This window comes from Pseudomonas sp. MT92 (assembly GCF_058792515.1).
Genome location: NZ_JBXAFA010000015.1, coordinates 153,860 through 180,767, shown reverse-complemented (window position 1 = coordinate 180,767; position 26,908 = coordinate 153,860). Strand labels below are relative to the sequence as shown.

30 protein-coding genes and 1 pseudogene are annotated in these 26,908 nt (G+C 63.0%); 21 read left to right on the top strand and 10 right to left on the bottom strand.

Annotated elements, in window-relative coordinates; genetic code table 11:
• Positions 1 to 6: 6 nt before the first annotated feature.
• The 20 genes from AC1Q6D_RS26025 (at position 7) to AC1Q6D_RS25930 (ending at position 18,298) form a co-directional block, all read left to right on the top strand.
• Positions 7 to 732 (top strand): beta-ketoacyl synthase chain length factor, encoded by a 726-nt coding sequence (locus AC1Q6D_RS26025; protein WP_103404511.1) that lies wholly within the window; start codon positions 7 to 9, stop codon positions 730 to 732.
• A complete protein-coding gene (locus tag AC1Q6D_RS26020) occupies positions 708 to 1,517 on the top strand; it encodes a lysophospholipid acyltransferase family protein (protein ID WP_103404510.1) in 810 nt (269 codons plus the stop codon). The genes AC1Q6D_RS26025 and AC1Q6D_RS26020 overlap by 25 nt, the downstream gene beginning before the upstream one ends.
• Positions 1,498 to 1,773, top strand: coding sequence for a phosphopantetheine-binding protein (locus tag AC1Q6D_RS26015; protein ID WP_103404509.1), 276 nt, complete (start codon positions 1,498 to 1,500; stop codon positions 1,771 to 1,773). The genes AC1Q6D_RS26020 and AC1Q6D_RS26015 overlap by 20 nt, the downstream gene beginning before the upstream one ends.
• 9 nt (positions 1,774 to 1,782) lie before the next feature.
• Entirely contained in the window at positions 1,783 to 2,037 is a 255-nt protein-coding gene (locus AC1Q6D_RS26010) for an acyl carrier protein (RefSeq protein ID WP_028622164.1), read from the top strand.
• The gene (locus AC1Q6D_RS26005) at positions 2,034 to 2,579 is read left to right on the top strand and encodes a COG4648 family protein (protein ID WP_103404508.1); all 546 of its coding nucleotides are present in this window, start codon (positions 2,034 to 2,036) and stop codon (positions 2,577 to 2,579) included. Before AC1Q6D_RS26010 ends, AC1Q6D_RS26005 begins: the two co-directional genes overlap by 4 nt.
• Complete coding sequence (locus AC1Q6D_RS26000) at positions 2,576 to 4,255, top strand: acyl-CoA synthetase family protein (RefSeq protein WP_103404507.1); 1,680 nt, start codon at positions 2,576 to 2,578, stop codon at positions 4,253 to 4,255. Before AC1Q6D_RS26005 ends, AC1Q6D_RS26000 begins: the two co-directional genes overlap by 4 nt.
• Positions 4,256 to 4,386: 131 nt before the next feature.
• Entirely contained in the window at positions 4,387 to 5,121 is a 735-nt protein-coding gene (locus tag AC1Q6D_RS25995; protein ID WP_103404526.1) for a glycosyltransferase family 2 protein, read from the top strand.
• A complete protein-coding gene (locus AC1Q6D_RS25990; RefSeq protein ID WP_103404506.1) occupies positions 5,118 to 6,059 on the top strand; it encodes a lysophospholipid acyltransferase family protein in 942 nt (313 codons plus the stop codon). Before AC1Q6D_RS25995 ends, AC1Q6D_RS25990 begins: the two co-directional genes overlap by 4 nt.
• Complete coding sequence (locus AC1Q6D_RS25985; RefSeq protein WP_103404505.1) at positions 6,040 to 7,584, top strand: HAL/PAL/TAL family ammonia-lyase; 1,545 nt, start codon at positions 6,040 to 6,042, stop codon at positions 7,582 to 7,584. Before AC1Q6D_RS25990 ends, AC1Q6D_RS25985 begins: the two co-directional genes overlap by 20 nt.
• A complete protein-coding gene (locus tag AC1Q6D_RS25980; RefSeq protein ID WP_103404504.1) occupies positions 7,577 to 8,002 on the top strand; it encodes an acyl-CoA thioesterase in 426 nt (141 codons plus the stop codon). Before AC1Q6D_RS25985 ends, AC1Q6D_RS25980 begins: the two co-directional genes overlap by 8 nt.
• Positions 7,999 to 8,718, top strand: a complete 720-nt coding sequence (locus AC1Q6D_RS25975; RefSeq protein ID WP_103404503.1) for an outer membrane lipoprotein carrier protein LolA — start codon at positions 7,999 to 8,001, stop codon at positions 8,716 to 8,718. Before AC1Q6D_RS25980 ends, AC1Q6D_RS25975 begins: the two co-directional genes overlap by 4 nt.
• Entirely contained in the window at positions 8,708 to 11,041 is a 2,334-nt protein-coding gene (locus AC1Q6D_RS25970; protein WP_219738997.1) for an MMPL family transporter, read from the top strand. The genes AC1Q6D_RS25975 and AC1Q6D_RS25970 overlap by 11 nt, the downstream gene beginning before the upstream one ends.
• Positions 11,038 to 12,198 carry a sodium:proton antiporter gene (locus tag AC1Q6D_RS25965; RefSeq protein WP_103404501.1) on the top strand — a complete coding sequence of 387 codons (1,161 nt, stop codon included), beginning with the start codon at positions 11,038 to 11,040 and terminating at the stop codon, positions 12,196 to 12,198. Before AC1Q6D_RS25970 ends, AC1Q6D_RS25965 begins: the two co-directional genes overlap by 4 nt.
• Positions 12,185 to 13,432, top strand: coding sequence for an NAD(P)/FAD-dependent oxidoreductase (locus AC1Q6D_RS25960; protein WP_103404500.1), 1,248 nt, complete (start codon positions 12,185 to 12,187; stop codon positions 13,430 to 13,432). The genes AC1Q6D_RS25965 and AC1Q6D_RS25960 overlap by 14 nt, the downstream gene beginning before the upstream one ends.
• Positions 13,429 to 14,154, top strand: coding sequence for a class I SAM-dependent methyltransferase (locus AC1Q6D_RS25955; protein WP_103404499.1), 726 nt, complete (start codon positions 13,429 to 13,431; stop codon positions 14,152 to 14,154). The genes AC1Q6D_RS25960 and AC1Q6D_RS25955 overlap by 4 nt, the downstream gene beginning before the upstream one ends.
• Positions 14,155 to 14,180: 26 nt before the next feature.
• Entirely contained in the window at positions 14,181 to 14,684 is a 504-nt protein-coding gene (locus tag AC1Q6D_RS25950) for a hypothetical protein (RefSeq protein WP_103404525.1), read from the top strand.
• Entirely contained in the window at positions 14,681 to 15,877 is a 1,197-nt protein-coding gene (locus AC1Q6D_RS25945) for a beta-ketoacyl-[acyl-carrier-protein] synthase family protein (protein WP_103404498.1), read from the top strand. Before AC1Q6D_RS25950 ends, AC1Q6D_RS25945 begins: the two co-directional genes overlap by 4 nt.
• Complete coding sequence (locus AC1Q6D_RS25940; protein ID WP_047536520.1) at positions 15,874 to 16,347, top strand: hotdog family protein; 474 nt, start codon at positions 15,874 to 15,876, stop codon at positions 16,345 to 16,347. The genes AC1Q6D_RS25945 and AC1Q6D_RS25940 overlap by 4 nt, the downstream gene beginning before the upstream one ends.
• Positions 16,344 to 17,072, top strand: coding sequence for a 3-oxoacyl-ACP reductase FabG (gene fabG, locus AC1Q6D_RS25935; RefSeq protein WP_103404497.1), 729 nt, complete (start codon positions 16,344 to 16,346; stop codon positions 17,070 to 17,072). Before AC1Q6D_RS25940 ends, fabG begins: the two co-directional genes overlap by 4 nt.
• Positions 17,072 to 18,298, top strand: coding sequence for a beta-ketoacyl-ACP synthase (locus tag AC1Q6D_RS25930; protein ID WP_103404496.1), 1,227 nt, complete (start codon positions 17,072 to 17,074; stop codon positions 18,296 to 18,298). Before fabG ends, AC1Q6D_RS25930 begins: the two co-directional genes overlap by 1 nt.
• Positions 18,299 to 18,419: 121 nt before the next feature.
• Here AC1Q6D_RS25930 and AC1Q6D_RS25925 read toward each other — a convergent pair whose 3' ends face one another.
• Positions 18,420 to 18,683 (bottom strand): DUF6124 family protein, encoded by a 264-nt coding sequence (locus AC1Q6D_RS25925; protein WP_103404495.1) that lies wholly within the window; start codon positions 18,681 to 18,683, stop codon positions 18,420 to 18,422.
• 482 nt (positions 18,684 to 19,165) lie between these two features.
• Positions 19,166 to 20,068, bottom strand: coding sequence for a LysR family transcriptional regulator (locus AC1Q6D_RS25920; protein ID WP_103404494.1), 903 nt, complete (start codon positions 20,066 to 20,068; stop codon positions 19,166 to 19,168).
• Positions 20,069 to 20,187: 119 nt separating this feature from the next.
• Here AC1Q6D_RS25920 and AC1Q6D_RS25915 point away from each other — a divergent pair, with 119 nt between their 5' ends.
• On the top strand, positions 20,188 to 21,468 hold the full coding sequence (locus AC1Q6D_RS25915; RefSeq protein WP_047536509.1) for an MFS transporter: 1,281 nt from the start codon (positions 20,188 to 20,190) through the stop codon (positions 21,466 to 21,468).
• Here the strand turns inward: AC1Q6D_RS25915 and AC1Q6D_RS25910 are convergent.
• The 8 genes and pseudogenes from AC1Q6D_RS25910 to gspF form a co-directional block, all read right to left on the bottom strand.
• Positions 21,461 to 21,919 (bottom strand): type II secretion system protein M, encoded by a 459-nt coding sequence (locus AC1Q6D_RS25910; protein WP_103404493.1) that lies wholly within the window; start codon positions 21,917 to 21,919, stop codon positions 21,461 to 21,463. The genes AC1Q6D_RS25915 and AC1Q6D_RS25910 overlap by 8 nt on opposite strands.
• Positions 21,916 to 23,022 (bottom strand): annotated as a pseudogene (gspL, locus tag AC1Q6D_RS25905) (type II secretion system protein GspL). Before gspL ends, AC1Q6D_RS25910 begins: the two are co-directional and overlap by 4 nt.
• Positions 23,019 to 23,867, bottom strand: a complete 849-nt coding sequence (locus AC1Q6D_RS25900; protein ID WP_103404492.1) for a type II secretion system protein GspK — start codon at positions 23,865 to 23,867, stop codon at positions 23,019 to 23,021. Before AC1Q6D_RS25900 ends, gspL begins: the two are co-directional and overlap by 4 nt.
• Positions 23,864 to 24,406, bottom strand: a complete 543-nt coding sequence (gene gspJ / locus AC1Q6D_RS25895) for a type II secretion system minor pseudopilin GspJ (protein WP_103404491.1) — start codon at positions 24,404 to 24,406, stop codon at positions 23,864 to 23,866. The genes AC1Q6D_RS25900 and gspJ overlap by 4 nt, the downstream gene beginning before the upstream one ends.
• The gene (gene gspI, locus AC1Q6D_RS25890; RefSeq protein WP_103404490.1) at positions 24,399 to 24,782 is read right to left on the bottom strand and encodes a type II secretion system minor pseudopilin GspI; all 384 of its coding nucleotides are present in this window, start codon (positions 24,780 to 24,782) and stop codon (positions 24,399 to 24,401) included. Before gspI ends, gspJ begins: the two co-directional genes overlap by 8 nt.
• Positions 24,775 to 25,242 carry a type II secretion system minor pseudopilin GspH gene (gspH, locus tag AC1Q6D_RS25885; RefSeq protein ID WP_103404489.1) on the bottom strand — a complete coding sequence of 156 codons (468 nt, stop codon included), beginning with the start codon at positions 25,240 to 25,242 and terminating at the stop codon, positions 24,775 to 24,777. The genes gspI and gspH overlap by 8 nt, the downstream gene beginning before the upstream one ends.
• Before the next feature lie 3 nt (positions 25,243 to 25,245).
• Positions 25,246 to 25,695, bottom strand: a complete 450-nt coding sequence (gspG, locus tag AC1Q6D_RS25880; RefSeq protein ID WP_103404488.1) for a type II secretion system major pseudopilin GspG — start codon at positions 25,693 to 25,695, stop codon at positions 25,246 to 25,248.
• 2 nt (positions 25,696 to 25,697) lie between these two features.
• Entirely contained in the window at positions 25,698 to 26,906 is a 1,209-nt protein-coding gene (gene gspF, locus AC1Q6D_RS25875; protein ID WP_103404487.1) for a type II secretion system inner membrane protein GspF, read from the bottom strand.
• Between the last annotated feature and the right edge of the window lie 2 nt (positions 26,907 to 26,908).

Below are 26,908 nucleotides of genomic sequence, written 5' to 3'. Positions count from 1 at the left end.
GGATGAATGTCTGTGATCAACTTCAACATCGCCCAATGGCGCGCGTGGGCCCCGGGACTCGAGAGCGTGGACGATTGGCAGGCCTGGTGCCGACAGCCCGTCGTGCTGCCCGGCAGCGATGCAGCCCCTGACGTGTCGTTTCTGCCGGCGATGCAGCGCCGGCGTCTCAGCCGTCTGGCGCGGATGGCCTTCAGTGTCGGCTGGCCATTGGCCGAGGGTCGCCAGGACTTGCCGCTGGTCTTCATTTCCCGTCACGGCGAAACCCCTCGGACCTTCGACATCCTCAGCGACCTGGCCGCTGAGCAGCCGCTGTCGCCGACCCAGTTCAGCCTTTCCGTGCACAACGCGATTATTGGCCTGTGGTCGATCATGCGCGGCGAAACCAGCGAAATGACCGCCCTGGCCGCGGCTGGCGATGGCCTGGAAAATGGCATGCTGGAGGCTGCGGCACTGCTGAACGAAGGCGCGCCCGCAGTATTAGTGATCATCACCGAAGAACAACCGCCCCAGGCTTACTCGACCTGGATCGACGATGTGCCGTTCCCGTATGCCGTCGGCCTGCTGATCACCCCCGGAAATGACTGGCAGCTGTCCCTGAACAGCCCCGCGGATGCGTTGTCCAACGTTCGCTGGCCCCATGCGCTGAATCTGTTGTGCATGCTGCTGGGCCGGCAAACCACCTGCCAACATGCCTGGAAAAATCGTGTATGGACCTGGCAACGCAGCCCGTGACCGAGAAAAACCGCGACGCCTATTACTGGCGCCTGCTGGCGACCGCCGCAAGCTTCACCCTGTTCGGGATGGGCGGGATGTGCCTGCGCCTGGTGATTTTCCCGCTGCTCGGCTGCCTGCCGGGCGATGCCCGGACCCACCGCTTGCGCGCGCGCCAGACCGTCAGTCGCTGCTTCTGGTTTTTCGTCCGTTTCATGGCCCGTGCCGGTGTGCTGACCTACGACATACAAGGCGCGGAAAAACTCGGCCGTCCGGGGCAGATGATCATCGCCAATCACCCGTCGCTGATCGACGTGGTGTTCCTGATTGGCCTGGTGCGTCACAGCAACTGCGTGGTCAAGCAGAGCCTGTGGGAAAACCCGTTCACCCGCGGCCCGTTGCGCCGCACCGACTACATCAGCAACGACGGCAGCATGGAGATGCTCGATGCCGCCGCCGATGCACTGAAAAACGGCCAGACCCTGATCATCTTTCCCGAAGGCACCCGCACCCAACCCGGCCAGGCGCCGGCCTTTCATCGGGGGGCTGCGGCAATAGCGCTGCGGGGTGCGAAAATCCTCACCCCGGTCGTTATCAAGGTCAGCCCGACCACATTGACCAAGGCCGAGCCCTGGTATCGGATCCCGAAACGACGCGTGCACTTCAGTTTTCGTGTCGGGGCCGATATAGACCCACAGGCCTTCGCCGCGCTGGGCCCGGCTCCGCAGGCCTCGCGCAAGCTCAACGACTATCTGCATTCTTACTTCATTAAGGAGCTCGCCGAAGATGAGCGATCTGCACACTAAGCACCTGGTGCTGGAAATAAAAGACCTGATCATCGAAGCCCTCGGCCTCGAAGACATCAGCGCCCAAGACATCGGCGACGACCAGACGCTGTTTGGCGAAGGCCTGGGCCTGGACTCGGTAGACGCGCTGGAACTCGGCCTGGCGATCCAGAAAAAATACGGCATCAAAATCGATGCCGACGCCAAGGACACGCGTAATCACTTCAGCAACGTGGCGAGCCTTGCGGCGTTCGTCACCGCAAAACAGGCAGCTTGAGACCGGACCATGCAAACTCGTGACGACATTTTCAACACCCTGCGCGATGCCTTGGTGGAGCTGTTCGAGCTGGAGCCCGAGCGTGTGAGCCTCGAATCCAACCTGTATCAGGACCTGGAAATCGACAGCATCGACGCAGTCGACCTGATCGATCACATCAAACGTCAGACCGGCAAGAAAATCGCCGCCGAAGAATTCAAATCGGTGCGCACCGTCAGCGACGTGGTCGAGGCGGTCTACCGTCTGGTTCAACCGGCCGCATGAGCCGATTGATTGGCCTCGGCCTGCTGCTGGCGGGCCTGCTGTACCCCTTTGCGGTGTATTTCGGCATGGAGCACTTCGCCCCATGGCAGTTCGGACTGCTGCTGGGCAGCCTGTGGCTGGCCCGCGCACTGACCGGTCGGCAACGACCCGGTAGCCGGTGGATGGCCGTGGTGGCGATCGTGTTCTGCCTGTTGCTGGCGCTGTTCGACAGCCCGCTGCTGTTGCGCTGGTATCCGGTGCTGATCAGCGGTTTCATGTTGGCGCTGTTCGGGCTCAGCCTGATATACGGCCCGCCCATGGTCGAACGCCTGGCCCGTCTGCGTGAACCGCACCTGCCGGCCAAAGGCGTTCGTTACACCCGCCAGGTGACCATCGCCTGGAGCGTTTTTTTTCTCTGCAACGGTTTGTGTGCTGCCGCCCTGACACTGTGGGCGCCGCTGAGCTGGTGGATGTTATACACCGGCCTGATTTCCTACGGATTGATAGGCCTGATGTTTGCCATTGAATGGCTAATACGACAACGGGTACGAGGCCGCCCATGAATTGGATAAAACTTGAGCAGCTGTTGCTCAAGGCTGAAGCGGATCGTGCCGTAACGGCCGAACCCCCGCTCAATCACGCACAACTGTGCGCCCAGGCCCTGAGCCTGGCCGCCGGCCTGCAAGCCCAGGGTGTGCAGCGCGTTGCCGTGCACCTTGAAGACGCCGCCGACCTGGCGATCGCCCTGCTCGGTGCCTGGCGTGCCGGCGTCAGTGTCTTGCTGCCGACCGATCTGCAAGCCCAGACCCGCCAGCGCTGGTCGAGCGACGTCGATCTGTGGCTGACCGATCAGCCCGATGACGCGCACCTGTCCGATTTCAACGCGCCGCCCCTCAGCGCCGCGGCACTGGACCTGGACCGCTGTTCGCTGAGCCTGTGCACGTCTGGCTCCAGCGGCGAACCCAAGCGCATCGACAAAACCCTGCGCCAACTGGTCAACGAAGTCCAAGCCCTGGAGCAACTGTGGGGCGCCGACCTGGGCCCGGCCTGCATCATTGGCAGCGTGGCGACTCAACACATTTACGGCCTGCTGTTTCGGGTGCTGTGGCCGCTGTGCGCAGGGCGTTCGTTCGTGCGCAAGCAACTGGCCTTTCCGGAAGACCTGCAACGCGCCAGCCGCGAACACCCGGCCTTTGCCTGGGTCGCCAGCCCGGCGCTGCTCAAGCGCATGGGCAACAACCTCGACTGGCAAGCCTTGAGCGCGGTGCGCCGGGTATTTTCGTCTGGCGGCGCACTGCCGGCGGATGCTGCACTAAGCCTGCACCAACGCCTGCATCAATGGCCGACGGAAATCTTCGGCAGTTCGGAAACCGGCGGGATTGCCTGGCGTCAGGGCCACGATCTCTGGCAGCCCTTCGCCGACGTAGCACTGAGCCAGGACACTGACGGCGCGCTGCTGATTACCTCGCCCTACTTGCCGGCCGGTCACGTCGAACACACCGCCGACGCGGCGCGCATCGCGGCCGATGGCCGTTTCGAACTGCTCGGACGGCTGGACCGGATCGTCAAACTGGAAGAAAAACGCATCTCCTTGCCAATGCTGGAAAAGGCCTTGATGGACCATGAGTGGGTCGTCGAAGCACGGCTTGGCGTGGTTCAGGAAAACCGCGCCTCCCTGGGCGCGCTGCTGGTCCTGAGCGAATCCGGTCTGCATGCCCTGCGCAATCAAGGCCGACGCACCCTCACCCAGGCACTGCGCCAACACTTGAGCCAGCATTGCGAAGCCCTGGCCCTGCCACGGCGCTGGCGCCTGCTGCGACAACTGCCGCTGAACAGCCAGGGCAAACTGCCCCAGGCCGATGTCGAAGCCCTGTTGTTGGCGCCGCGCCCCAAGGCACCAGAGGTGCTGGAGCAAGTCGAAACCGAAGGCGAGTGGAGCCTGCAACTGGCCGTGCCGCCCGACCTCGCCTACTTCAGCGGGCATTTCCCCCGGGCGCCGGTGTTGCCCGGTGTGGTGCAAGTGGAGTGGGCGCTGAAGCTCGGCCAACAATTGATGAACCTGCCGGAAAAATTCGCCGGCATGGAAGTGCTGAAGTTCCAGCAACTGGTGCGCCCCGGCGATGAAGTCCAGTTGCACCTGCGTTTCGACCCGGTGCGCAGCAAGTTGTACTTCGCCTACCGCAATGAAACCGCCACCTGCTCCAGCGGGCGGATTTTGCTGGAGGCTGCGCATGTGTAGCTTTGGTGAGTGCTGCGCACTCAATCGCGAGCAGGCTCGCTCCCACATTGAATTTGTGAACAACGCAGCGCCTCTGTGGGTGCGAGCTTGCTCGCGATGCGGTCACCTCGGACTTTCGGGTGAAAGCCAACATGCATAACCCCTGCGCCGTCATCCCGGTCTACAACCACGAAACCGCCATCACCACCGTGGTCGACGCCCTGCTCGCCAGTCATCTGCCGTGCATTCTGGTGGACGACGCCAGCGATAAATCCTGCGCCGACGTCCTGGATCAACTGGCCCTGCGCGACGATGTTCACCTGATCCGCCTCGCCACCAATCAGGGCAAGGGCGGCGCAGTGATGACCGGTATGCGCGAAGCGTCGCGCCTGGGTTTCAGCCATGCCTTGCAGGTGGATGCCGATGGCCAGCATGACTTGCAGGACGTCACACGCTTTATCGAACTGTCCCGTGCCCATCCCGACGCCGTGATCTGCGGTTATCCGCAGTACGACGAGAGCGTGCCCAAGGGTCGTTTGTATGCGCGCTACCTGACGCACGTCATGGTCTGGATCAACACCCTGTCGTTGCAGATCCGCGACTCCATGTGCGGTTTCCGCGTCTATCCGTTGCCGCCGACCCTGGCGCTGATCGAGTCGACGAAAATCGGCAAGCGCATGGATTTCGACTCGGACATCCTGGTGCGCCTGGCCTGGCGCAATCTGCCCATGGCGTGGCTGCAAACCAAAGTCCATTACCCGCTGGACGGCGTTTCGCACTTCCGGATGTTCCACGACAACGTACTGATTTCGAGCATGCACACCCGGCTGTTCTTCGGCATGTTGCTGCGTTCGCCCCTGATCCTCTGGCGGCGGTGGCGCACATGAACACAGACAAGCAACACTGGGCCGATCGCGAGGAGCGCGGCAGTTTCTGGCTGATGAAGTTCACCGCGTTCGCCGCCAAAGTGCTCGGTCGGCGTCTGCTGAGCCCCTTGCTGTACGGCATTGTGTTGTACTTTTTCCTGTTCGGCCGCAGCGCTCGCCACAGCGCCTGGCAGTACCAGCAACGGCTGGCTGACTGGAGCGCTCGCCCCGATTTGCGGCCGAACCAGTGGCGGGTGTTTGGCCAGTTCATGGCGTTCGCCGATTCCATGCTCGACAAGCTCGATGTGTGGAACGGCAAGTTGAGCATCGAACAGATCGAAATCATCGACCCGGCATTGCTGCGCAACCAGTTGCGAGGCACTCGCGGGCAGATGCTGGTGGGCGCGCACCTGGGCAACCTCGAAGTGTGTCGCGCACTGGCGGAGATCGGCGAGAAGGTCACGATGAACGTGCTGGTGCATACCAAGCACGCCGAACATTTCAACCGCTTGCTGGGTGAAGCCGGCGCGACCAATCTGCGCCTGATCCAGGTCAGTGAGCTGGATCCGGTAATCATGCTGCAACTGCATGAACGCCTGGAGCGCGGCGAATGGCTGGCCATCGCCGGCGACCGCGTGCCGCTGCATGGCGGGCGTAGCGTGACCGTGGACTTCCTTGGTTATCCGGCAAAGTTCCCGCAGGGGCCGTGGCTGCTGGCCGGCCTGTTGAAATGCCCGGTCAACCTGCTGATGTGCGTGAAGAAACCCGATGGCGACTATAGGCTGACCATCGAACCCTTCGCTGACGCCATCACCTGGAAGCGCAGCGACCGCGAGCAGGTCATTCATCAGTGGGCTTCCCGCTATGCCGAGCGCCTGAGTCACTATTGCCTCGAAGCCCCTCAACAATGGTTCAACTTTTACCCTTTCTGGAAGACCGATGACGACGCCAACGCTTGAGCCGGTAACCTTCGGCGAACTCCCTTTGCGCATCGAAGACGTGCTGGCCCTGGCCAACCGTCAGGTGCCGACGCAGTTGCAAGGCGACCCCGAGTTCCGTCGGCGCATCGCCAAGGGTGCGCAATTCCTCGATTCCCTGCTGGACAAGGAAGGCGTGATCTATGGCGTGACCACCGGGTACGGCGACTCCTGCGTGGTGGCGGTGCCGCTGCATCACGTCGAAGCGCTGCCGCGTCATCTGTACACCTTCCATGGTTGCGGGCTGGGCAAACTGCTCGATGCCCAGGCCACTCGCGCCGTGCTGGCGGCGCGCTTGCAGTCGCTGTGCCACGGCGTGTCCGGCGTTCGGGTGGAATTGCTGGAGCGCCTGCAAGCGTTCCTCGAACACGACATCCTGCCGCTGATTCCGGAAGAAGGCTCCGTAGGCGCCAGCGGTGACTTGACGCCGTTGTCCTATGTGGCCGCGACCCTGTCCGGCGAGCGCGAAGTGATGTTCCACGGCGAACGCCGTCAAGCCGCCGACGTGCATCGTGAACTTGGTTGGCAGCCGCTGGTGCTGCGGCCCAAAGAAGCCCTGGCCCTGATGAACGGCACCGCCGTCATGACCGGCCTCGCTTGCCTGGCCTACGCCCGTGCTGACTACCTGCTGCAACTGGCCACGCGCATCACCGCGCTGAACGTGGTCGCCCTGCAAGGCAACCCGGAGCATTTCGACGAACGCCTGTTCGCCGCCAAGCCACACCCCGGGCAGATGCAAGTGGCCGCGTGGCTGCGCAAGGACCTGGCGATCGACGCGCCAACCGCACCGCTGCATCGCCTGCAGGACCGCTATTCCCTGCGCTGCGCGCCCCACGTCCTCGGCGTGCTGGCCGACAGCCTGAACTGGTTGCGCTCGTTCATTGAGATCGAACTCAACAGCGCCAACGACAACCCGATCATCGATGCCGAGGCCGAACGCGTGCTGCACGGCGGGCACTTCTACGGCGGCCACATCGCGTTCGCCATGGACAGCTTGAAAAACCTCGTGGCCAACGTCGCCGACCTGTTGGATCGACAACTCGCGCTGCTGGTGGACGAGCGTTACAACCACGGCCTGCCGAGCAACCTGTCCGGCGCCAGCGCCGACCGCGCGATGCTCAACCACGGCTTCAAGGCCGTGCAGATCGGCACCAGCGCCTGGACCGCCGAAGCCTTGAAAAACACCATGCCGGCCAGCGTGTTCTCGCGCTCCACCGAGTGCCACAACCAGGACAAGGTGAGCATGGGCACCATCGCCGCCCGCGATGCCATTCGCGTACTGGAACTGACCGAACAGGTGGCCGCCGCCACGCTACTGGCCGCCAACCAGGGCGTCTGGCTGCGCGCCCAGGCCGAAGACGCCCGGCCGTTGCCGCCGGCCCTGGCAGCCATGCACGAGGAACTGGCCCAGGACTTCCCACCGGTCATCGAGGACCGCGCGCTGGAAGGTGAATTGCGCCTGTGCCTGCAACGTATCGCTGAACAACACTGGAGGCTGCATGCGTAGCAAGGGAGTGCTTCACATCGATACGGAAATCCTCGTGCCGTTCTTTGACGTCGACAGCATGAACGTCGTCTGGCACGGCCACTACGTCAAATACCTCGAAGTCGCCCGCTGTGCGCTGCTCGACAAAATCGGCCACAACTACAGCGCCATGTCCGACTCGGGCTACGCCTGGCCGGTGATCGACCTGCAGTTGCGCTACGTGCGCGGCGCGGTGTTCGGCCAGAAGCTGAACGTGCGGGCCAATCTGGTGGAGTGGGAGAACCGTCTGAAGATCAACTACCTGATCAGTGACGTGGAAACCGGCGAACGCTTGACCCGCGCCGTTTCCGTGCAGGTGGCCGTCAATATGCACAACCGCGAAATGCAGCTGGCCTCGCCCAAGGTGTTTACCGACGCTGTCGAGAGGATGCTGGCATGATTTTCTGCCTCCCCCGTTCCCCTGCTGGAGCGAGCCTGTCGAATCGTCGCACCGTCGCGATGGTCGCTGACGATGACGCTGGGCACCTGACACTCCGCGACGCTCTCAGGTTTTTCGCGAGCAAGCTCGCGCCTGTGGTGTTCTGCATGTTGCTGGGCATTCCGGGGCTGGCCAACGCCTTCGACCTGCAACAGCTCAGCGATCAACTGGCCAGGCCCGACGTCATCCACGGCAACTTCATCCAGGAAAAACACCTGCGCGCCCTGCCCCAGCCGCTGACCAGCAAGGGCACCTTTGTCCTGGCGAAAAACCACGGTCTGTTGTGGCTGCTCAAAACGCCGCTGCAAAAGGATTACCGCATCACCGACCAAGGCATTGCCCGGCGCGATGCCAGCGGTTGGCAGATGTTGCCGGGCAAGAGCGCCGGGGCCGAGCAGAACCGTCTGTTCCTCGCTGTTCTGCAAGGCGATAGCAGCGGGCTGCAACGGGATTTCGAACTGTCACTGAGCGGCGAAGCGCAGGACTGGCGGCTGACGCTGGTGCCGCGCTCGATGCTGCTCAAGCAGGTGTTCACCCAGATCAACATCACCGGCGGCGAACTGGTGCACAGCATCGAGCTGCTGGAAACCCAGGGCGACAGCACCTTGTTGCGCATGCAGGACAGCACCAGCGCCCAACCGTTGAGTGACGCGGAGCAACACGACTTTGCCGAGTGAACGCGCGCTTCCCCGGCTGTTCCTGATCCTGCTGCTGGCGGTACTGGCACTCGCCGGCTGGCAATGGCGTAACGGTGCACCGCTGTCGGCCAACCTGATGGAACTGGTGCCCGGCACGACGCCGGACGCGCTGGAACTGCGCGCTGAACAACGTATGCAGGAACCGCTGAACCGCGAGATGCTGGTGCTGGTCGGCCATGCCAACCGCCAGCAAGCCATCTCCATGGCGCACAAACTGGGCGATCAATGGCAGGCCAGTGGGCTGTTCGAGAAGGTCCAGTGGAACCTGCAAGCCGACTTGCCAGCCTTGCGCACGCAACTGCTGCAAGGCCGACTGGCGATGCTGTCGGCAACGGATCGCCAGCAATTGATCGAACATCCGGACGCTTTTATCCAGCAGCGGGTACAAGCACTGTTCGACCCGTTCACCGGTTTCAGCCTGGTGTCGAGCCAGGACGACTGGCTCGGCCTGACCGGGCGCATCCAGAACAGCCAGCCGCAGCACGGTTCGGTGCAACTGGACATCGGCAGCGGTGCCTTGATCGCCGATGCCGATGGCAAAAGCTGGGTGCTGCTGCGCGCGCGAACCACCGGCAACGCCTTCGACATGAACCTGCCGCTGCAAGTGGCCGACCTGCTCCAGCACAGTCGTGAACAAGCGGCCGAGTCTGACGTGCAACTGCTCGCGGCCAGCGGCTTGCTGTACGCCGCCAGCGGGCAACGACAAGCCGCCCGTGAAATGACCTGGGTCGGCGGCGGTGCCACGGTGGGGATTCTGTTGCTGCTGTTGCTGGCCTTCCGCCGCTGGCGCGTGTTGCTGGCATTTTTTCCGGTGCTGGTGGGCATGCTGTTCGGCGCGGTGGCTTGCGTGACGGTGTTCGGCCACATGCATGTGATGACGCTGGTGCTGGGTTCGAGTCTGATCGGCGTGGCGGTCGACTACCCACTGCATTACCTGTCCAAAAGCTGGAGCCTGAAACCCTGGCACAGTTGGCCGGCCCTGCGCCTGACCTTGCCCGGCTTGACCCTGAGCCTGATCACCAGCGCCATCGGCTACCTGGCCCTGGCCTGGACGCCATTTCCGGCGCTGACGCAGATCGCGGTGTTCTCTGCGGCGGGTCTGCTGGGGGCCTATTTGTCCGCCGTGTGCCTGCTGCCGGCGTTGCTCAAGGGTGTGGATCTGCGTCCGGCGCAATGGCCGCTGCGGGTTTGCGAGTTTTTGCTGGGGGTACGTGAAGCGTTGCTCCAGCGCCTGCGCACGCCCGTGCTGTTTGCACTGCTGATTGCCTTCTGCGTCGGCGGCCTGTTGCACCTCGGGACCCGCAATGACATTCGCCAATGGGTCGGCACACCGCAGCAATTGACTGACGAAGCCCAGACCATTGCCCGCATCACCGGCTATCAGCCCACCAGTCAGTTCTTCCTGGTGCGCGCCGCCAATCAACAGGAATTGCTCGAACGCCAGACCGCCCTGAGCGAACGCCTGGATCAGCTGATCAACCTGAATAAGCTTCAGGGTTACCTGTCACTCACCCAACTGGTGAGCCCGCCGAGTGAACAGCACCGGGTGCGCGAAGCATTGAGCACCTTGCCGGGCGTCTGGCAGCCGCTGCTCGACGTCGGCGTGCCGGCCGAGGCGCTGCAAGCGGAGCTGAAAACCTTGCAGGCGCTACCTGTCGAAGACATCGACGCGGCGCTGGCCGGCCCCCTGGCCGAACCCTATCGGGCGCTGTGGCTGGGGCCGACCGATGATGGCGTGGCGGCGATGGTCAGCCTGCAAGGCCTGAACAACCCGTCACTGCTGCGCATCCAGGCACTGGATCTGCCAGGGGTGCAGTTGGTCGACCGGCTCGGTGAACTGAACGACCTTTTCGCCGCCACCCAGATCAGTGCCGCCGAACTGAAACTCGCCTCCTGCGCGCTGATTGTGCTGGTGCTGATGCTGCCGTTTGGCCTCGGCGGCGCGTTGCGTATTGTCTCCCTGCCACTGCTGGCGGCACTGTGCAGCCTCGCCAGCCTCGGTTGGCTGGGGCAGCCGTTGACCCTGTTCAGCCTGTTCGGCCTGCTGCTGGTGACGGCCATCAGCGTCGATTACGCGATCCTCATGCGTGAGCAGGTCGGCGGCGCCGCCGTGAGCCTGCTGGGCACTCTGCTGGCGGCGCTGACCACCTGGTTGTCGTTCGGCCTGCTGGCGGTGTCGAGCACGCCGGCGGTGAGCAACTTCGGTCTGTCGGTCAGCCTGGGCCTGATCTTCAGCTTCATGCTCGCCCCCTGGGCCGGAAAACACAGGCCATCGCCCACCCTTGAGGAGCCGGCATCATGATGGTCGCGTTGTTTTGGGCGATGGCCCTGGCGTTGTTTGCCGTGGCGACCCGACTGGGCCGGCATCTGGGCTTGGTCCCGATCGTCAGCCAGTTATTGCTGGCAACCGTTGGCCTGCCGCTGCTGATGTATTTCTGGATCGAACCCCACTGGCAGTTGAGCGGTGCGGCGCTGGTGTCGCCGATCTGGCTGAAGAACCTCTACAGCCTGAGTTTCGCGCTGCTGCTGGGCTACATCCTCAGTGACGTGATCGACCTGCACCTGGATCGCCAGAGCCTGAAAATCGCCCTGCCGAGTTTCTGCATTCCGTTTGCCTGCGGCCTGGCCACGGCGTTCTGGCTGCTGCCACCGCAGCCCTGGATCAGCTCGCTGGCGGTTGGCCTGTTGTTCGCCATTACCGCCATTCCGGTGTTGTACCTGTACCTTCGGCATATCAATTACCCGCCTGCCGCCACCCGGCGCCTGGTGCAGACAGCGATCCTCATCGACCTCACTTGCTGGACCTTGTTCGCCATCGCCCAGGGCACGCTGCATCTAAGCAGTTTGCTGCTGCCGCTGGCCGGCGCCTGTCTGCCGGTGCTGCTGCGCCTGCTCGGCCTGCGCCAGGCATGGCTGTACAGCGGGTGTTTTTTCGCGCTGCTGGTGGTGGCCGAACACTACAAGCTCAATGCGTTGATTTTCGGCATCGGTTATCTGCTGCTCATGGCCGCCCTGAAGGCGCCGCTGATACTGCCGTTTCCGGTGCGCTGGATGATTTTTCTGCAGACCTACATCGCCATCCCGCTGATCCTCACGTTCGGCATCGTGCAGATCAATGTGCACAGCGCCATGGACAGTCTTGGCTGGGTGCAACTGGCGGCCCTGCTGCTGTTACCGATTGCCAGCAAAATGCTCGGCAACTGGCTCGGCCTCGGCTGGGCCGGCGCTTCGTTCAATGGCGCCAGCCGCTGGCGGGAAAGCGTGCTGCTGAACATTCGCGGCTTGAGTGAGATCGTGTTTCTCAACCTGTTGCTGCAACAACAGCTCATCGGCCCGGCGCTGTACTTTGCGCTGATGCTGATGGGCCTGATCGCCACCTTGCTGCCGGCACTGGCCGGCATGCACCGGATTCCCCTGAAAGCTGCCGCCTCGGCAAGGAGCCCCCATGCCCACCGTTGAAATGGAACGTCGCCAGATCGTGGTCATCGGCGCAGGCCCTTCGGGTGCCATCGCCGCCGCGCTGCTCAAACGCCAGGGTCATGATGTGCTGGTGATCGAGCGTCAGCATTTCCCACGCTTTTCCATCGGCGAAAGCCTGCTGGCGCACTGTCTGGACTTCGTCGAAGAGGCGGGCATGCTGGACGCCGTCAATGCGGCGGGGTTCCAGGTGAAAACCGGCGCTGCGTTTGCCTGGGGCGAGCGTTACAGCGCGTTCGATTTCGGTGACACCTTTACCCAGGGCAAGCCGACAACCTTCCAGGTCCAGCGCGCCGACTTCGACAAACTGCTGGCCGATCAGGCCGCGCTGCAAGGCGTGGAAATCCGCTACGGCGAAGCCATCGTCAGTGTCGAGGTCGATCTGCCGCACCCGCAGCTCGGCGTGCGTCGCGAGGACGGCAGCGAATACCGCATCGAGGCTGACTTCATGCTCGACGCCAGCGGTTACGGTCGTGTGCTGCCGCGCTTGCTCGACCTCGAAGCGCCGTCGAATTTCCCGGTGCGCCAGGCGGTGTTCACCCATATCGAAGACGGCATCGACAGCCCGACCTTCGACCGCACCAAGATCCTCGTCACCACTCATCCCGACAAACGCGATGTCTGGTTCTGGACCATCCCGTTCAGCAACGGTCGCTGCTCGGTCGGCGTGGTCGCCGCAGCGGAGCATTTCGAGGGCCGCACCGACGATCTGGACGATTGCCTGCGCGGTTTCATTGCCGAGACGCCCAGCCTGTCCGGCGTGCTGAACAACGCGGTGTGGGATACGCCCGCGCGGACCATTGGCGGCTATTCGGCCAACGTCAAAAGCCTGCACGGTCCGGGCTTTGCGTTGCTGGGCAATGCCGCAGAGTTCCTCGACCCGGTGTTTTCGTCCGGCGTGACCATTGCCATGCGTTCGGCGAGCATGGCCGCCGGCGTCCTGCACCGGCAGTTGCAAGGTGAAACCGTCGACTGGGAAAAGGAATTCGCCAAGCCGCTCAAGCGAGGGGTCGATACCTTTCGTTGCTACGTCGAAGGCTGGTACGCCGGGACCTTCCAGGACGTGATTTACCACGAGGGCAGCGCCGGGGAGATCCGCCGCATGATCAGCTCGATTCTGGCCGGCTACGCCTGGGACGAGCGCAACCCGTTCGTCAGCGAAGCCAAACGCCGCCTGAAAGTGATTTCCCAACTCTGCGCACGGGATGCGACATGAGCTACTTGAGCGACAACTACGTCGAAGAAACCCGTTTCGGTCTGTGGTTCCTGCGCAGCTACACCTGGCAGTACCGCGTGCTGCGCGTGGCGATCGACGATTTGCGCAGCCTGTTCAGCGAGGCGCTGCCGAGCCATCCGGTGCTGCTGGACGCGGGCTGCGGTCAAGGCAAGTCGTTCAAGTACCTGCAGCAGACCTTCATGCCCGAACGTCTGATTGGCGTGGACGCCGACCCCCACAGCCTGAACCAGAGCCGTGAAGAAGCGGTCTATCAGGGTATTGCCGTGGAGTTGATCGGCAGCGACTGCGCCACCCTTGCCGTACCGGACGCCAGCGTCGACCTGCTGTTCTGTCACCAGACGTTCCATCATCTGGTGGAACAGGAAAAGGCACTGGCCGAGTTCTACCGCGTGCTCAAGCCGGGCGGCTACCTGATGTTCGCCGAATCCACCGAGGCTTACATTGATACCTGGGTGATTCGCTGGTTGTTCCGGCATCCGATGCACGTGCAAAAAAGTGCCGAGCAGTATCTGGAGATGATCCGAGGCCAGGGTTTTGAATTCGGTCCGCAGAATGTGTCTTATCCGTACCTCTGGTGGAGCCGCGCCAAGGATTTCGGTCTGCTGGAACGCTTGGGCCTGTGCCAGCCAAAACCCTTTGGCCAACGGGAAGAAACCCTGGTCAATGTGGTGGCGCGCAAACCGTTGAAAGGTGGAGTTTGATGTTCACCATCCGTCACTCAGAACGCATGACCTGTGGGATAGCGGGTGTCCTGCGATTTCTGCTGTTTGCCGCAGCCTTGCTGCTCAGCGCCTGCGCCAGCCAGCCACCGCTGCCCGAGCAAACTCCGAACCTGTCGCTGCCGCTGCAACTGCATATCCAGCGCCTGCAGGCCGAACAACGCCAGGACTCGGTGCTGGTGATCCAGCGTGAAGGCCCGGGCATCCGCTGGTCGATGATGGACCTGCTGGGCATCCCGCAGGCACGTCAGAAGCTGGTCGACGGAACCTGGCACGCCGACGGCCTGCTGCCGCCCAACCCCGAAGCCCGGGAGCTGTTCGCGGCGCTGTTGTTTGCCCTGACGCCCAAGGACGAGTTGCACGGCAACTATCCCGCTGCCTGGCAACATGGCACGCAACGCTCCCTGCCCGAACGCTGGGACGTTCGTTATTCACAACCGATGAGCTTTGAATTGAACCTGCCCAAAGGCCCGAAATATCAAGTCACGCCCCTGAGCGGGGAGGCACCATGACCGCCTACCTGAATGCCCTCGGCGTGATCTGCGCCCTGGGCCGCGACAAGCAGGAAGTGACGCGTAACCTGTTTGCCGGCGATTGCTCCGGCATGCGCAGCGAAGCCGGCTGGGTACCGGAACGGTCGTTGCCGGTAGGCGCGGTTGCAGGCGAGCTGGCGGCGATTCCACCCGAGTTGATCCGGCAACGCAGCCGCAACAACCAATTGCTGCTGGAAGCCGCCTTGCAAATTCGCCCGGACATCGACCGCGCGATCCAGACCTACGGCCGCGATCGCATCGGCATCGTGCTGGGCACCAGCACTTCGGGCATCGACGAAGCCAGTGAGAGCCTGGGCCATTACATCCGCGATCAGCAGTTCCCGGCCGACTACGACTACCAGCAACAGGAACTCGGTGCACCGGCCAATTTCCTCGCCGACTGGCTGCAGGTGAGTGGGCCGGCCTACGTGATTTCCACGGCCTGCACCTCCAGCGCCCGTGCCCTGATGAGCGCCCAGCGTCTGCTGGACCTGGGCGTGTGCGACGTGGTGCTGTGCGGTGGCGTCGACACCCTCTGCAAGCTGACCCTCAACGGTTTCTCGGCGCTGGAAGCGGTGTCCGGGCAGCGCTGCAACCCGTTTTCGCGCAACCGCAACGGCATCAACATCGGCGAAGCCGCCGTGCTGTTCCTGATGAGCAAGCAGCCCGGCGACGGTCAAGCGATTGCCCTGCTGGGCAGCGGCGCCAGCTCGGATGCGCATCACATTTCCGCACCGGAACCGAGCGGCCGTGGAGCTCAGGAAGCGATGCGCAAAGCCTTGAATCGCGCCGGACTGCAACCGCAACAGATCGGCTACCTGAACCTGCACGGCACCGCCACCCCACACAACGACGCCATGGAAAGCCATGCCGTCGCGGCCGTGTTCCCTGAAGGGGTGCCCTGCTCTTCGACCAAACCCATGACCGGCCACACCCTCGGTGCCGCGGGGGCGCTGGAAGCGGCGTTCTGCTGGTTGAGCCTGAGCACCGGCAATAAAGAACACGCCCTGCCGCCGCACGTCTGGGATGGCCAGGCGGACCCTGAACTGCCCACCCTGAATTGGGTGACCCCGGCCACGCGCCTGACGTCCACTGGTCCCCGCTACCTGATGAGCAATTCCTTCGCTTTCGGTGGTAATAACGTCAGCCTGATTATCGGAGACGCCCCATGATTGACTGGCCGCTCGCCGAACTGCTGCCCCACGCTGGCGACATGATCCTCATCGAGCAGATCCTGGCGTTCGATGAAGAGCAGATCCACACCCGTCTCACCGTCAGGCCCGATGGCCTGTTCAGCCAACCGGACGGCAGCCTGCCAGCCTGGGTCGGCATCGAACTGATGGCCCAGAGCGTCGCCGCCTTCGCCGGTTGCCATGCGCGCCAGCGCGGCGATGCCGTAGCGCTCGGTTTCCTGCTCGGCAGTCGTAAATTCGAATGCAACGTCGAAAGCTTTCCGGCCGGCACCGAGCTGACCATCCACGGCCTCCGCTCGCTCGAAGACGATAACGGCATGGGCGTGTTCGAATGCCACATCAATGCGCCGGGCATTCACGCCACCGCCCGTCTGAACGTGTATCGCCCGCCCCAGCCGACTCAATATCTTTCCGAGCCCGAAGGCTCGTCACAAGGAACACAACCATGACTGAATCCGTACTGGTCACCGGTTCCAGCCGTGGTATCGGCCGCGCCATCGCCCTGCGCCTGGCCCAGGCCGGGCACGATATCGTGTTGCATTGCCGCAGCGGCCTGGCAGACGCCGAAGCCGTGAAGGCCGACATCAAAGCCTTGGGGCGCCAGGCCCGTGTCCTGCAATTCGACGTGGCCGACCGCGCCCGCTGCAAAGCCATCCTTGAAGCCGACGTCGAGGCCCACGGCGCCTATTACGGCGTGGTGCTCAACGCCGGCCTGACGCGCGACGGTGCTTTTCCGGCCCTGAGCGAGGATGATTGGGATGTGGTGATGCGCACCAACCTCGACGGTTTCTACAACGTTCTGCACCCGGTGATGATGCCGATGATCCGTCGGCGCGCCGCCGGGCGAATTGTCTGCATTACCTCGGTGTCCGGGCTGATCGGCAACCGTGGCCAGGTTAACTACAGCGCCTCGAAGGCCGGCTTGATCGGTGCGGCGAAGGCGTTGGCGATCGAGTTGGGCAAGCGCAAAATCACCGTCAACTGTGTCGCACCCGGCCTGATCGACACAGCCATGCTCGATGAAAACGTGCCGGTGGAAGAACTGATGAAAATGATCCCTGCTCAACGCATGGGCACCCCTGAAGAGGTGGCCGGTGCGGTGAATTTCCTGATGTCGGCGGAAGCCTCGTACATCACCCGGCAGGTTCTGGCCGTCAACGGAGGCCTGTGCTGATGAAGCGCGTCGTCGTCACCGGCATGGCCGGCATCACGTCCCTGGGCAGCGATTGGGAAACCATCGTCGGCCACTTCGCGGCCAACCGCAGCGGCATCCGTCGCATGGATGAATGGGATCGCTTTACCGAACTCAACACCCGTCTGGCTGGCCCCATCGACGACTTCAAGGTGCCAAGCCACTGGACGCGCAAGCAACTGCGCAGCATGGGCCGGGTGTCGCGGCTTGCGGTGGGTGCGGCGGAGATGGCGCTGGCCGACGCCGGGCTGTTGGGCGATGAATCGATCAAGGACGGACGCATGGGCGTGGCCTGCGGCTCATCGACCGGCAGCACCGACGAGATCAAAGCGTTCGGCAACATGCTGCTCAACTCGGTCGCCGAGGGCCTGAACGCCAACTCCTACGTGCGGATGATGCCGCACACCACGGCCGCGAATATCAGCATTTTCTTCGGCCTCACCGGCCGCCTGATCCCGACGTCCAGCGCCTGCACCAGCGGCAGCCAGGGCATCGGCTATGCCTACGAGGCGATCAAGTTCGGCCGCCTGCCATTGATGCTGGCCGGTGGCGCCGAAGAACTGTGCCCGACCGAAGCCATGGTCTTCGATGCGCTCTACGCCACCAGCCTGAAAAACGACGCCCCGCAAACCAGCCCTCGCCCCTACGACAAGGGGCGCGACGGCCTGGTGATCGGTGAAGGCGGCGGCATGCTGGTGCTCGAAGAACTGGAGCACGCCCTGGCCCGTGGCGCGCACATCCATGCCGAGATCGTCGGTTTCGGCAGCAACGCCGACGGCCAGCACACCACCCGTCCGGAGCTAGTCACCATGCGCCGGGCCATGGAACTGGCGCTGGAAGACGCCGGACTCAAGCCGTCGGACATCGGCTACGTCAACGGCCACGGCACCGCCACCGAACAGGGCGACATCGCCGAAACCCTGGCCACCAGCAGCCTGTTCGGCGAGCACATGCCGATCAGCTCGCAAAAAAGCTTCCTCGGCCACACCCTCGGCGCCTGCGGCGCACTGGAATCCTGGTTCAGCATCGAAATGATGAACCGCGACCTGTACGTCCACACCCTCAACCTCGACGAAGTCGACCCGCACTGCGGCAAACTGGATTACCTGCGCGGCGAGTTTCGGCAGATGAGCAACCAATACGTGATGAACAACAACTTTGCGTTTGGCGGGGTGAATACTTCGTTGATATTCAAGCGCTGGGCGTAAGCAATATCCTTCTTTGTAGGAGCGAGCCCTGCTCGCGAAAGACGTCCGAACGCCGCGGTCATTCAGGCACCACGCGTTATCGTTGACGTCCATCGCGAGCAGGGCTCGCTCCTACAATGGTTTATGGTGGATCGAGTGTATTCAGCACCCGATTGACCGCCAGCTCGCCCAGCATGATCAATTGCTGGATCCCCACCAGGGTGTCGCTCTGCGACCCCTTCAGGTTCCTGGCGAAATCCATGGCCATCACGTTGGCGGAGGCCAGGGACACACAGGCGTGCTCCAGCAGGGTGTGGTTGTCGATAGCGGGGTCGATGAGGAAGATGCTGCTCGGCCGGTGTGGCGCGTGCGGACCGGTGTCCGGTGAATGTTCTGAATCGGTCATGATTTAGCGTCCTGTAGCAGATCGGGCCGACACCTCATCGCGACTGATCAAAAGGGTGGCAGCTGTACGCAGGTTAGTAGACCGGCCGATGTACCCCGGCGCGCCCGAAGGCGCCCTGCGCACGGCTGCCATCAAGGGCAGGTACGGGAATACCTGCCTATCAGGAGCGCTAATGCGCTTACTTCGGAACGGGCTACTAAACCCGATCACTGACCATCAGTGACGCCGATCAAGTTAACGATGACCCCCGAAGCGCACAAGCCGGCGGATTCTGGGGTAGTTGCAGGCAACGTCGCAAGGCGCTGTAGCCTATTCTGGGTAGTTCAGAAATGTCCCACGGGCAGCGGCGAAAAATCTGATCTGTAGGAGCGAGCTTGCTCGCGATGGTCCTTAACGATGACACGTGCTTCCTGGATGCACGCGGTGTTCTTTAGTCCATCGCGAGCAAGCTCGCTCCTACAGGGAATATTGTGTTCACACCGTCACGATTTCAACGGCTCAACCTTCCTCGTCAACAACTCCACAAACGCCCTCGCCATCGGCGATTTCTGATCCTTGCGCTGCACCAGCCACACCGCCGATACCGCCGCCGGGTCGAGCAAGGGTCGATAGACCACGCCATCGATGCGCATCCGCTGGTAGGACGCCGGCAACACCGAGACACCGAGTCCCGCCGCCACCAAGCCGATGATGGTCATCGCCTCGCCGGCCTCCTGGGCGAAGTGCGGGCTGAAGCCGGCATCGCGGGCCAGGCTGAGAAGTTGTGCGTACAGACCGCTGCCGTAGCTGCGCGGGAAAAATACGAAAGGCTCGAGGGCCAGGGCTGACAGGAACAAACCTTCTTCACTGTCCTTGACCAACGGGTGCTTGGCGCTGAGCACCGCCACCAGCGGCTCGCGCATCAACTCGACCACGCTGAGGGAGTCCGGCAGGCCCAATGGCCGCATGATGCCGACCTCGATCGATTCGTCCACCAAGGCGTCCGCCACTTGGGTGCTGCTCATTTCCCGCAGGTTCAGGTGCACCGCGGGGAAACGCTGGCGAAACGAGAAAATCGCCTGGGGAATGGTCGAGTTGAACGGTGCCGACGAGGTGAAACCGATCTTCAATTCACCCAACTCACCCAACTGGGCCCGGCGGGCGACATCTGCCGCTTTGTCGACTTGGGCCAGCACCAGCCGAGCCTCTTCGAGGAACAGTCGACCCGCCTCGCTCAGCTCGACCCGACGATTGGTACGTTCGAACAACCGCGCTCCGACCTCCTGTTCCAGCGCCTGAATCTGCTGGCTCAGCGGTGGCTGTGAGATGCCCAGCACTTGGGCGGCGCGGCCAAAATGCAGTTCTTCGGCGACGGCGATGAAGTAGCGTAGATGACGCAATTCCATGGGATTTCCATTAGGTCGTAAAAGCTATCAAACAGGTCGAACAATATATTGGATTGAATCATTAGCCAGCTATATGCTTTTTTCATTGCCTGACCGGCTGCGCCCCTGCGAGGTCCAACGTGAAAACTGCTGTCGCCCCTCTTGCCCATGAAGTTCCACCTGCCGTACAGGACGATGTCGTCGCTGAACTCAAGGAGATCTACATCGAAAAAGGCACGCCGGCATTCATGCGCACTGTGCTGGCGCTGTTCTGCGGCGGCTTCGCGACCTTTGCCCTGCTGTACTGCGTGCAGCCGATGATGCCGCTGTTGTCCCATGAGTATTCGATCAACGCGGCGCAGAGCAGCCTGATCCTGTCGGTGGCCACTGGCATGCTCGCCATCGGCCTGTTGATCACCGGCCCCCTGTCAGACCGCGTCGGGCGTAAACCGGTAATGGTGGCGGCGTTGTTCGCCGCCGCGCTGTGCACCATTGCCAGTTCGATGATGCCGAGCTGGCACGGCGTGTTGCTGATGCGCGCGTTGATCGGCTTGTCGCTGAGCGGTTTGGCGGCGGTGGCCATGACCTACCTGAGCGAAGAAATTCACCCGCATCACATCGGCCTGGCGATGGGCCTGTACATCGGCGGCAATGCCATCGGCGGGATGAGCGGGCGCCTGATTACCGGGGTGCTGATCGACTTCGTCAGTTGGCACACGGCCATGCTGGTGATCGGCGGCCTGGCGCTGATCGCAGCAGCGGTGTTCTGGAAAATCCTCCCGGAATCGCGCAACTTCCGCGCCCGCTCGTTGCACCCGCGCAGCCTGCTCGATGGCTTCACCATGCACTTTCGCGACGCTGGTCTGCCGCTGCTGTTTCTCGAAGCCTTCGTGTTGATGGGCGCGTTCGTCACGCTGTTCAACTACATCGGTTATCGCCTGCTGGCCGAGCCGTACCACATGGAGCAAGCCTTCGTCGGGCTGCTGTCGGTGGTGTACCTGTCGGGTATCTACAGTTCGGCGAAAATCGGCTCGCTGGCCGACAAACTCGGCCGGCGCAAGGTGCTCTGGAGCACCATCGTGCTGATGCTCGCCGGTCTTGCCCTGACGATGTTCACCGCGCTGCCGCTGGTGATCTTCGGCATGCTGGTGTTCACTTTCGGTTTCTTCGCCGCCCACTCCGTGGCCAGCAGCTGGATCGGCCGCCGCGCCACCAAGGCCAAGGGCCAGGCATCGTCGTTGTACCTGTTCAGCTATTACGCCGGTTCGAGCATTGCCGGCACGGCGGGCGGGGTGTTTTGGCACCTGGGCGGCTGGAACGGTATCGGTTTGTTCATCGGCGGGCTGCTGTTGGTGGCGCTGCTGGTCGCGCTGAAACTGGCGAAGTTGCCGCCGTTGCCGGGCACCGGCGCGACTATCTGAGCACCATCCGCGCCTCCAGCACGGCGTCACGTTTTTCCAGGATCAGCGATTGCAGCGCAATACCGTCACGTTCGATGCGGTCCAGCCATGGCAGCAATGTCATGGCGTCGCCGCTGACGGTCAGGCGCAGCAGATCGTTGTCGCTGTCCATCTGTTGCAACTCAAGCCCTGCGGTGGCAGCGCTTTCGCTGATGCGCAACGACAGGGGCTGATCGACCGGTGTTGGCCGATGGCTGGAAGGTCGCGCCTGTTGCAGTCGGGTCGCCAGCGCCAGCTGTTGTTGATACTGACGCTCGGCCGCCATCAGTCGTTGTTGCGTCGGTTGCCAGACCAGACTGAATGCCGCGACGCTCAGGACAAACACACCCAGCCCCCCAAGCAGCCGCTGTTCTCGAATGGACAGACGCGCCCAGCGTCGTAACGTCGCTGCTTTAAGCTCGTGTGGCTTCATGCCTCTTGCTCCACGGTCAGGGTTGCCTGGACACCGTTTTGGTTCTTGCTCGCGTTGTCGATGCGCACGGGCGTTCCCTGTTGCCGCCCACGCTCGCGCAGCAACTCCAGCTCGGCAAAGCTGTTGGCGGTCAGCTGGATTTTCCAGCCGTCACCCTGGCGAAACTCGATGCGCTGGACTTCGACCGGACTGGCGCCAATGACTTGCTCGACCAGATTGACCAGGCCGGCGATACGGCTGCTCTGCGGCTCCGTGCCTTGGTTTTGCAGGGCGCCGAATTGTGCCGCCAGGTCGACGATGCGTGTCTGTTCCGGGTACAGCGCCTTGAACTGCTGTTCGTTGCGGCTGTGGAGCTCACGGCCCTGGCTTTCGAGAAAGTGGATTCGCGCTTCGTTGGCGACTCAGTTCAGCGCCAACAGCAGCGCCAACGCCAACCCACCCAGGCGCCAAGGCAGACGTTTGCGCTGCCGGGCAAAATCACCGTGCAGCAGATTGATCGCCTGTGGCGACGCCAGGGTCAGCCATTGATCCGGGTCGGCCATCTCCTGCCGCTCGTCACGCCACTGGATATCGAGGGGCAGCCCCGGTTTGAGCAGTGTCAGTCCATCCTCCGCCAACGTCAGACGAGCGGACAAACCACCGCCGAGCATCCAGCGACCGAACCACCAGACGCCGAGCGCCTGGTCTTGCGGCAACCAGTCCGCATCGACGAAGACCGAACGCACTTCGATGCCCGCCTCCTTCAGCAGCTGGAGTACAGCAGCGAAGCGTTCGCGGTTAATCACCATCACCGGATAACGCCCTTGCGGGTCGCGAGCGCCGATGCTCAGGTGCAGCTTTTCCAGGGATTCACCCAACTGCTCTTCAACGGCGAAGGCGATGGCTTGTGCGGCAGGTCGACGCCTGGAGGGCCAGGGCTCGCTGCGCACCCAGCTGCAGAGTTCCATGGGCAACAACAGGTCGACGGCTTGCCCCTTCAGTTCCGGCGCCGCTTGGTTCAGCGGCATGATCTGTCGTTGGCCGGTCGACGACCACACACAACTGGGCCAGTCGAGCGACGGCGCGGCCAGGCCTTCGGCCGTCAGGTAGAGCCAGGTTTTCATGGGGTTATCTCGTGAGAATTCGACGGCAGCACACGCCGTTGCAGGATCTTCAGTTGGCGTGTTTTAGGATCGCGTTCGACATCGGTGGCCAGGCGCAAACGGCTTTGCCCCTGGGTCACCTGGACCGTGATCCGGTACCAGCGGCTATCAATGCCCAGGCCGTGGCTGCTCAAGCCCAAACCTTCAAGCATCGGGTCTTGGGTGAAGGCCTGAACGCTCGGCCAAGGCGTTGTCGAGCGCTGGCGCAGCAACGCGGTTACCGTTGCCGCGTCGAGGCCGTCGATTGAACGCAAGACTACTTCCGGGGCCGTATTGATGTTCAGCGCGGCGTCTTTGGGCAACGTCGCGACCCAAGGTTCCAGCCGACGCAGCCGTTCACCGTCGACACCCGGCAAAAGGCGCAGTTGACTCGTTTCTCGCAACGCGCCCACCTGCGCCAATGGCAGTGCGGGCAATTCGAGCAATTCCAGCAGGCGATGCCAGCGATTGAGCGTGACCTGATCAATCTGCCCCTGAATCAACAGGGCATTGACGTTGAAACGCCCGGCCAGGTCCTCGACCGCGACCCGTACTTGCGTGTCTTCAACCTCGTAACCACGGACTGTTGCCCAATCCTGAGTCAGATCGACCGGGCTCCCTGCCGTTTGCCCGGCGTCCTGCAACCGCAGCAACGTCCAGGTTTCATTGGCCAGGGCGAGTTGCTTCAAGTTCATCTGCTGCAACTGCTGAGCGCTGCTTTGCAGCAACAGCCGATGGCTGCGCAGCACCCCGCCGATGATCAACAGGGCCAGGCTCATGACCAGCAAGACACTGATCAAGGCCATGCCACGCTGGCTCGTCTTCATGGCCAGGCCCCCGGCAACAACACCACCCGCCGAATCGACTCGAAACGACCTGTCGACAGTTGCACTTCCAGCGCCAGCGGGGTATCGGCCGCCTGGCCGGTCGGCCAATCGCTGCGCCAACCGGCCTGGCGATCGAACAGGCGCCAGCTCAAGTGCCGGACATCATCGAGCAGTTTTTGCCGCTGCTCGATCGGCGTGCCTTCGGCTCGACTGTCACGCCACAACACGCCGTTGTCGAGGCGATAGGTCAGCGTTTGTCGTTCGCTGCGCGCTTGATCCAGCGGGTTGCGCCAGTTGCCGCGCTGCCATTGCAGCTGTGTTTGCTCGAGCATGATCGGCTGTTCGGTGACGTGCAGCAGATCGCGCTCGATCACCGCCACAGCGCGTTGCAGACGCCTGAATTCACCTTCGTGGGTCATGGTGCTGCGCTGAACACGCACCACTGCGTCGAACAGCGTCCAGCTGGCCAGCCCCAACAGGGCGAAGATCGCCAAGGCGATCACCAACTCCAGCAAGGTGAACCCGGCCTGCCTATTCATGGCGATTGAGTATCCAGCCACTGGCGCGGTGCAGCACCTGCTCGCGACCGGCAAGGCTGACCTCGACATCGACTTCGAGCAGACGCGGGTCGCTGCCGTTGCGGGCGCGCTGACGCACGACCCAGTCACGCCGATCCATGTGCACAAGCCGTTGCTGCGGCCCTATGGCCGGCGTGGATTGCAGGCGCCATTCGGTCAACGCGTTGTCCGCCACCCACGCCGCGATCAGGCGCTCTTCGACCACTGCCGCCTGCTTCACGACGTATTGGCTCGCGGACAATACAGCCGTCGCCAGGGCGGCGAATATCGCCAGCGCCACCATGATTTCCAGCAGGGTGAATCCGTCCATGCGAGGCAGGATCGACGGCCTAGCCATCGATCAGCACCTCACTGATACCGTCGCTGGACAGGCTCAACCAGTCTCGGCCTTTGGTCTCGAATGTCAGGGTGAAGGTGCTGGTTTCATCGCTGCTGAGCATCAGCAATTGCGGAGGGCCTTCGTCGGCGCCGAGGCTCACGGAATAACCATCGTGTTTCAGGCGCAGGCGCACATTGTCGGGCCATCGATAAAAAGCCGACACCGGCTCCCAGCCCCGCACACCGAGCCGCATCGGCCGGTAGCCATCGGCACTCAGGCGCACCCCATGCTCCTGGCTTTCGAGCACCGCCTGCTCACGCAGCTGTCGAATCATGCCCGCGAGCGCATCCGCTTCCTGCCTGGCCTGACGCGCCGGGTTCATGCCGGTGGCGAAACTCACCATGCCCACCAGCACGCCGATTAACACGATCACGATCATTAATTCCAGCAAGGTAAACCCCCTGCAGCGACGTGGCATGGTTCAACCACCCCAGTTGCCGATGTCTGCCCCGTGCCCTTCACCACCGACCACTCCGTCGGAACCCAGGGAGTACAAGTCATAGCCGCCATTGGCCGATTTCACGCCGGGGTTGAGGTACTGATAGGGCGTGTTCCACGGATCGACAGGCAGACTTTTCAAGTAGCCCTGAGGGTTCCAGTTGCGCGCCGCCGGGAGCCCGGACGGACGCTTGACCAAGGCCTCCAGGCCCTGCTGGGTCGAGGGGTACTGGAAGTTGTCGAGGCGATACATTTCCAGGGCCGTGGCAATGGCCTGGATATCGACTTTGGCGGCGGTGACTTTGGCCTGGTCGGGGCGGCTCATGAACTGCGGCACCACGATGGCCCCGAGTATGCCGATGATGACCACCACCACCATGATTTCGATCAGGGTAAAACCGCGCTGGGATGTTCTGCGATGTAGGGCGTTCAAGGTCAATTCACCAATTGGTTGAGGCTGAGAATCGGGAGCAGGATGGCCAGCACAATGAGCAGCACGACGCCACCCATCAGCACGAGCATGGCCGGTTCGAACAGACTCACCACCAAGGCGATGCGCGCTGCCAGGCTGCTTTCCTGTTGTTCGGCGGCGCGGGCCAGCATGCGGTCGAGTTCGCCGGCTCGTTCGCCACTGGCGATCATGTGCAGCATCATCGGCGGGATGTCGCCGCTCAGTTCCAGGCCACGGGTCAGAGTCCCGCCTTCGCGGACCGAGCGGGCCACGTCGGCCATGCGTGCGCGGATGGTCAGGTTGCCGATGACGGCGGCGGCGATTTCCAGGGCGTCGACCAGCGGCACCGCACTTTTGCCGAGGATGGCCAGGGTGCTGGCGAATCGCGCGGCCTCCATCGCCCGCAGCACTTCGCCGATCACCGGCAGGTTCAGCATCAGGCGATGCCAGCGCAGCTGCCAGGTCGGCTGACGCAGGCTCCAGCGCCAGACACCCACCACCATCGCGATCACGCCGAGCAACATCAGGCCATGGCTGCGCAGCCCCTCGCTGGCACTGATCAGCGCTCGGGTCAGCCACGGCAGTGCCTGACCGCTGTCGACAAAAATCTTCACCACGTCCGGCACCACGTAACCGAGCAGAAAACCGACGATCACCACGCTGGCCAGCATCAGAATCGCCGGGTACACCAAGGCCATCTGGATCTTTTGCCGCGAGGCCTGACGCGCCTGGGTATAAGCCGCCAGTTGCTCCAGCACATGGCCCAGATGACCGGAGCGCTCCCCCGCGGCGACGGTAGCGCGGAACAGTTCGGGGAAGGCCCTGGGGAACCGGGCCAAGGCCGTGGCCAGCGCATGGCCCTCCATCACTCGGCTCCGGACGGCCGACAACAGGCCGGCCACCCGACGTTTGGCACTCTGCTTGGCCACCGCATCGAGGGCTTCCTCCAGCGGCAGACCGGCCTGGACCAAGGTAGACAGTTGCAGTGTCAGCAATGCCAGATCGGCGGCACTCAAACGACCGGTGCCAAACGAGGTCTTGGTGCCGGCAGTCACCCGGATCTCGCTCACGTCACGGGGCCACAAGCCGCGCTCGCGTAACAGCTGCCGGGCATGTCGAGGGCTGTCAGCCTCAAGCCGCCCCTTGCAGCGGCGGCCCTGGGCGTCGTCGGCGCGGTAGTCGAATGTCGGCATGC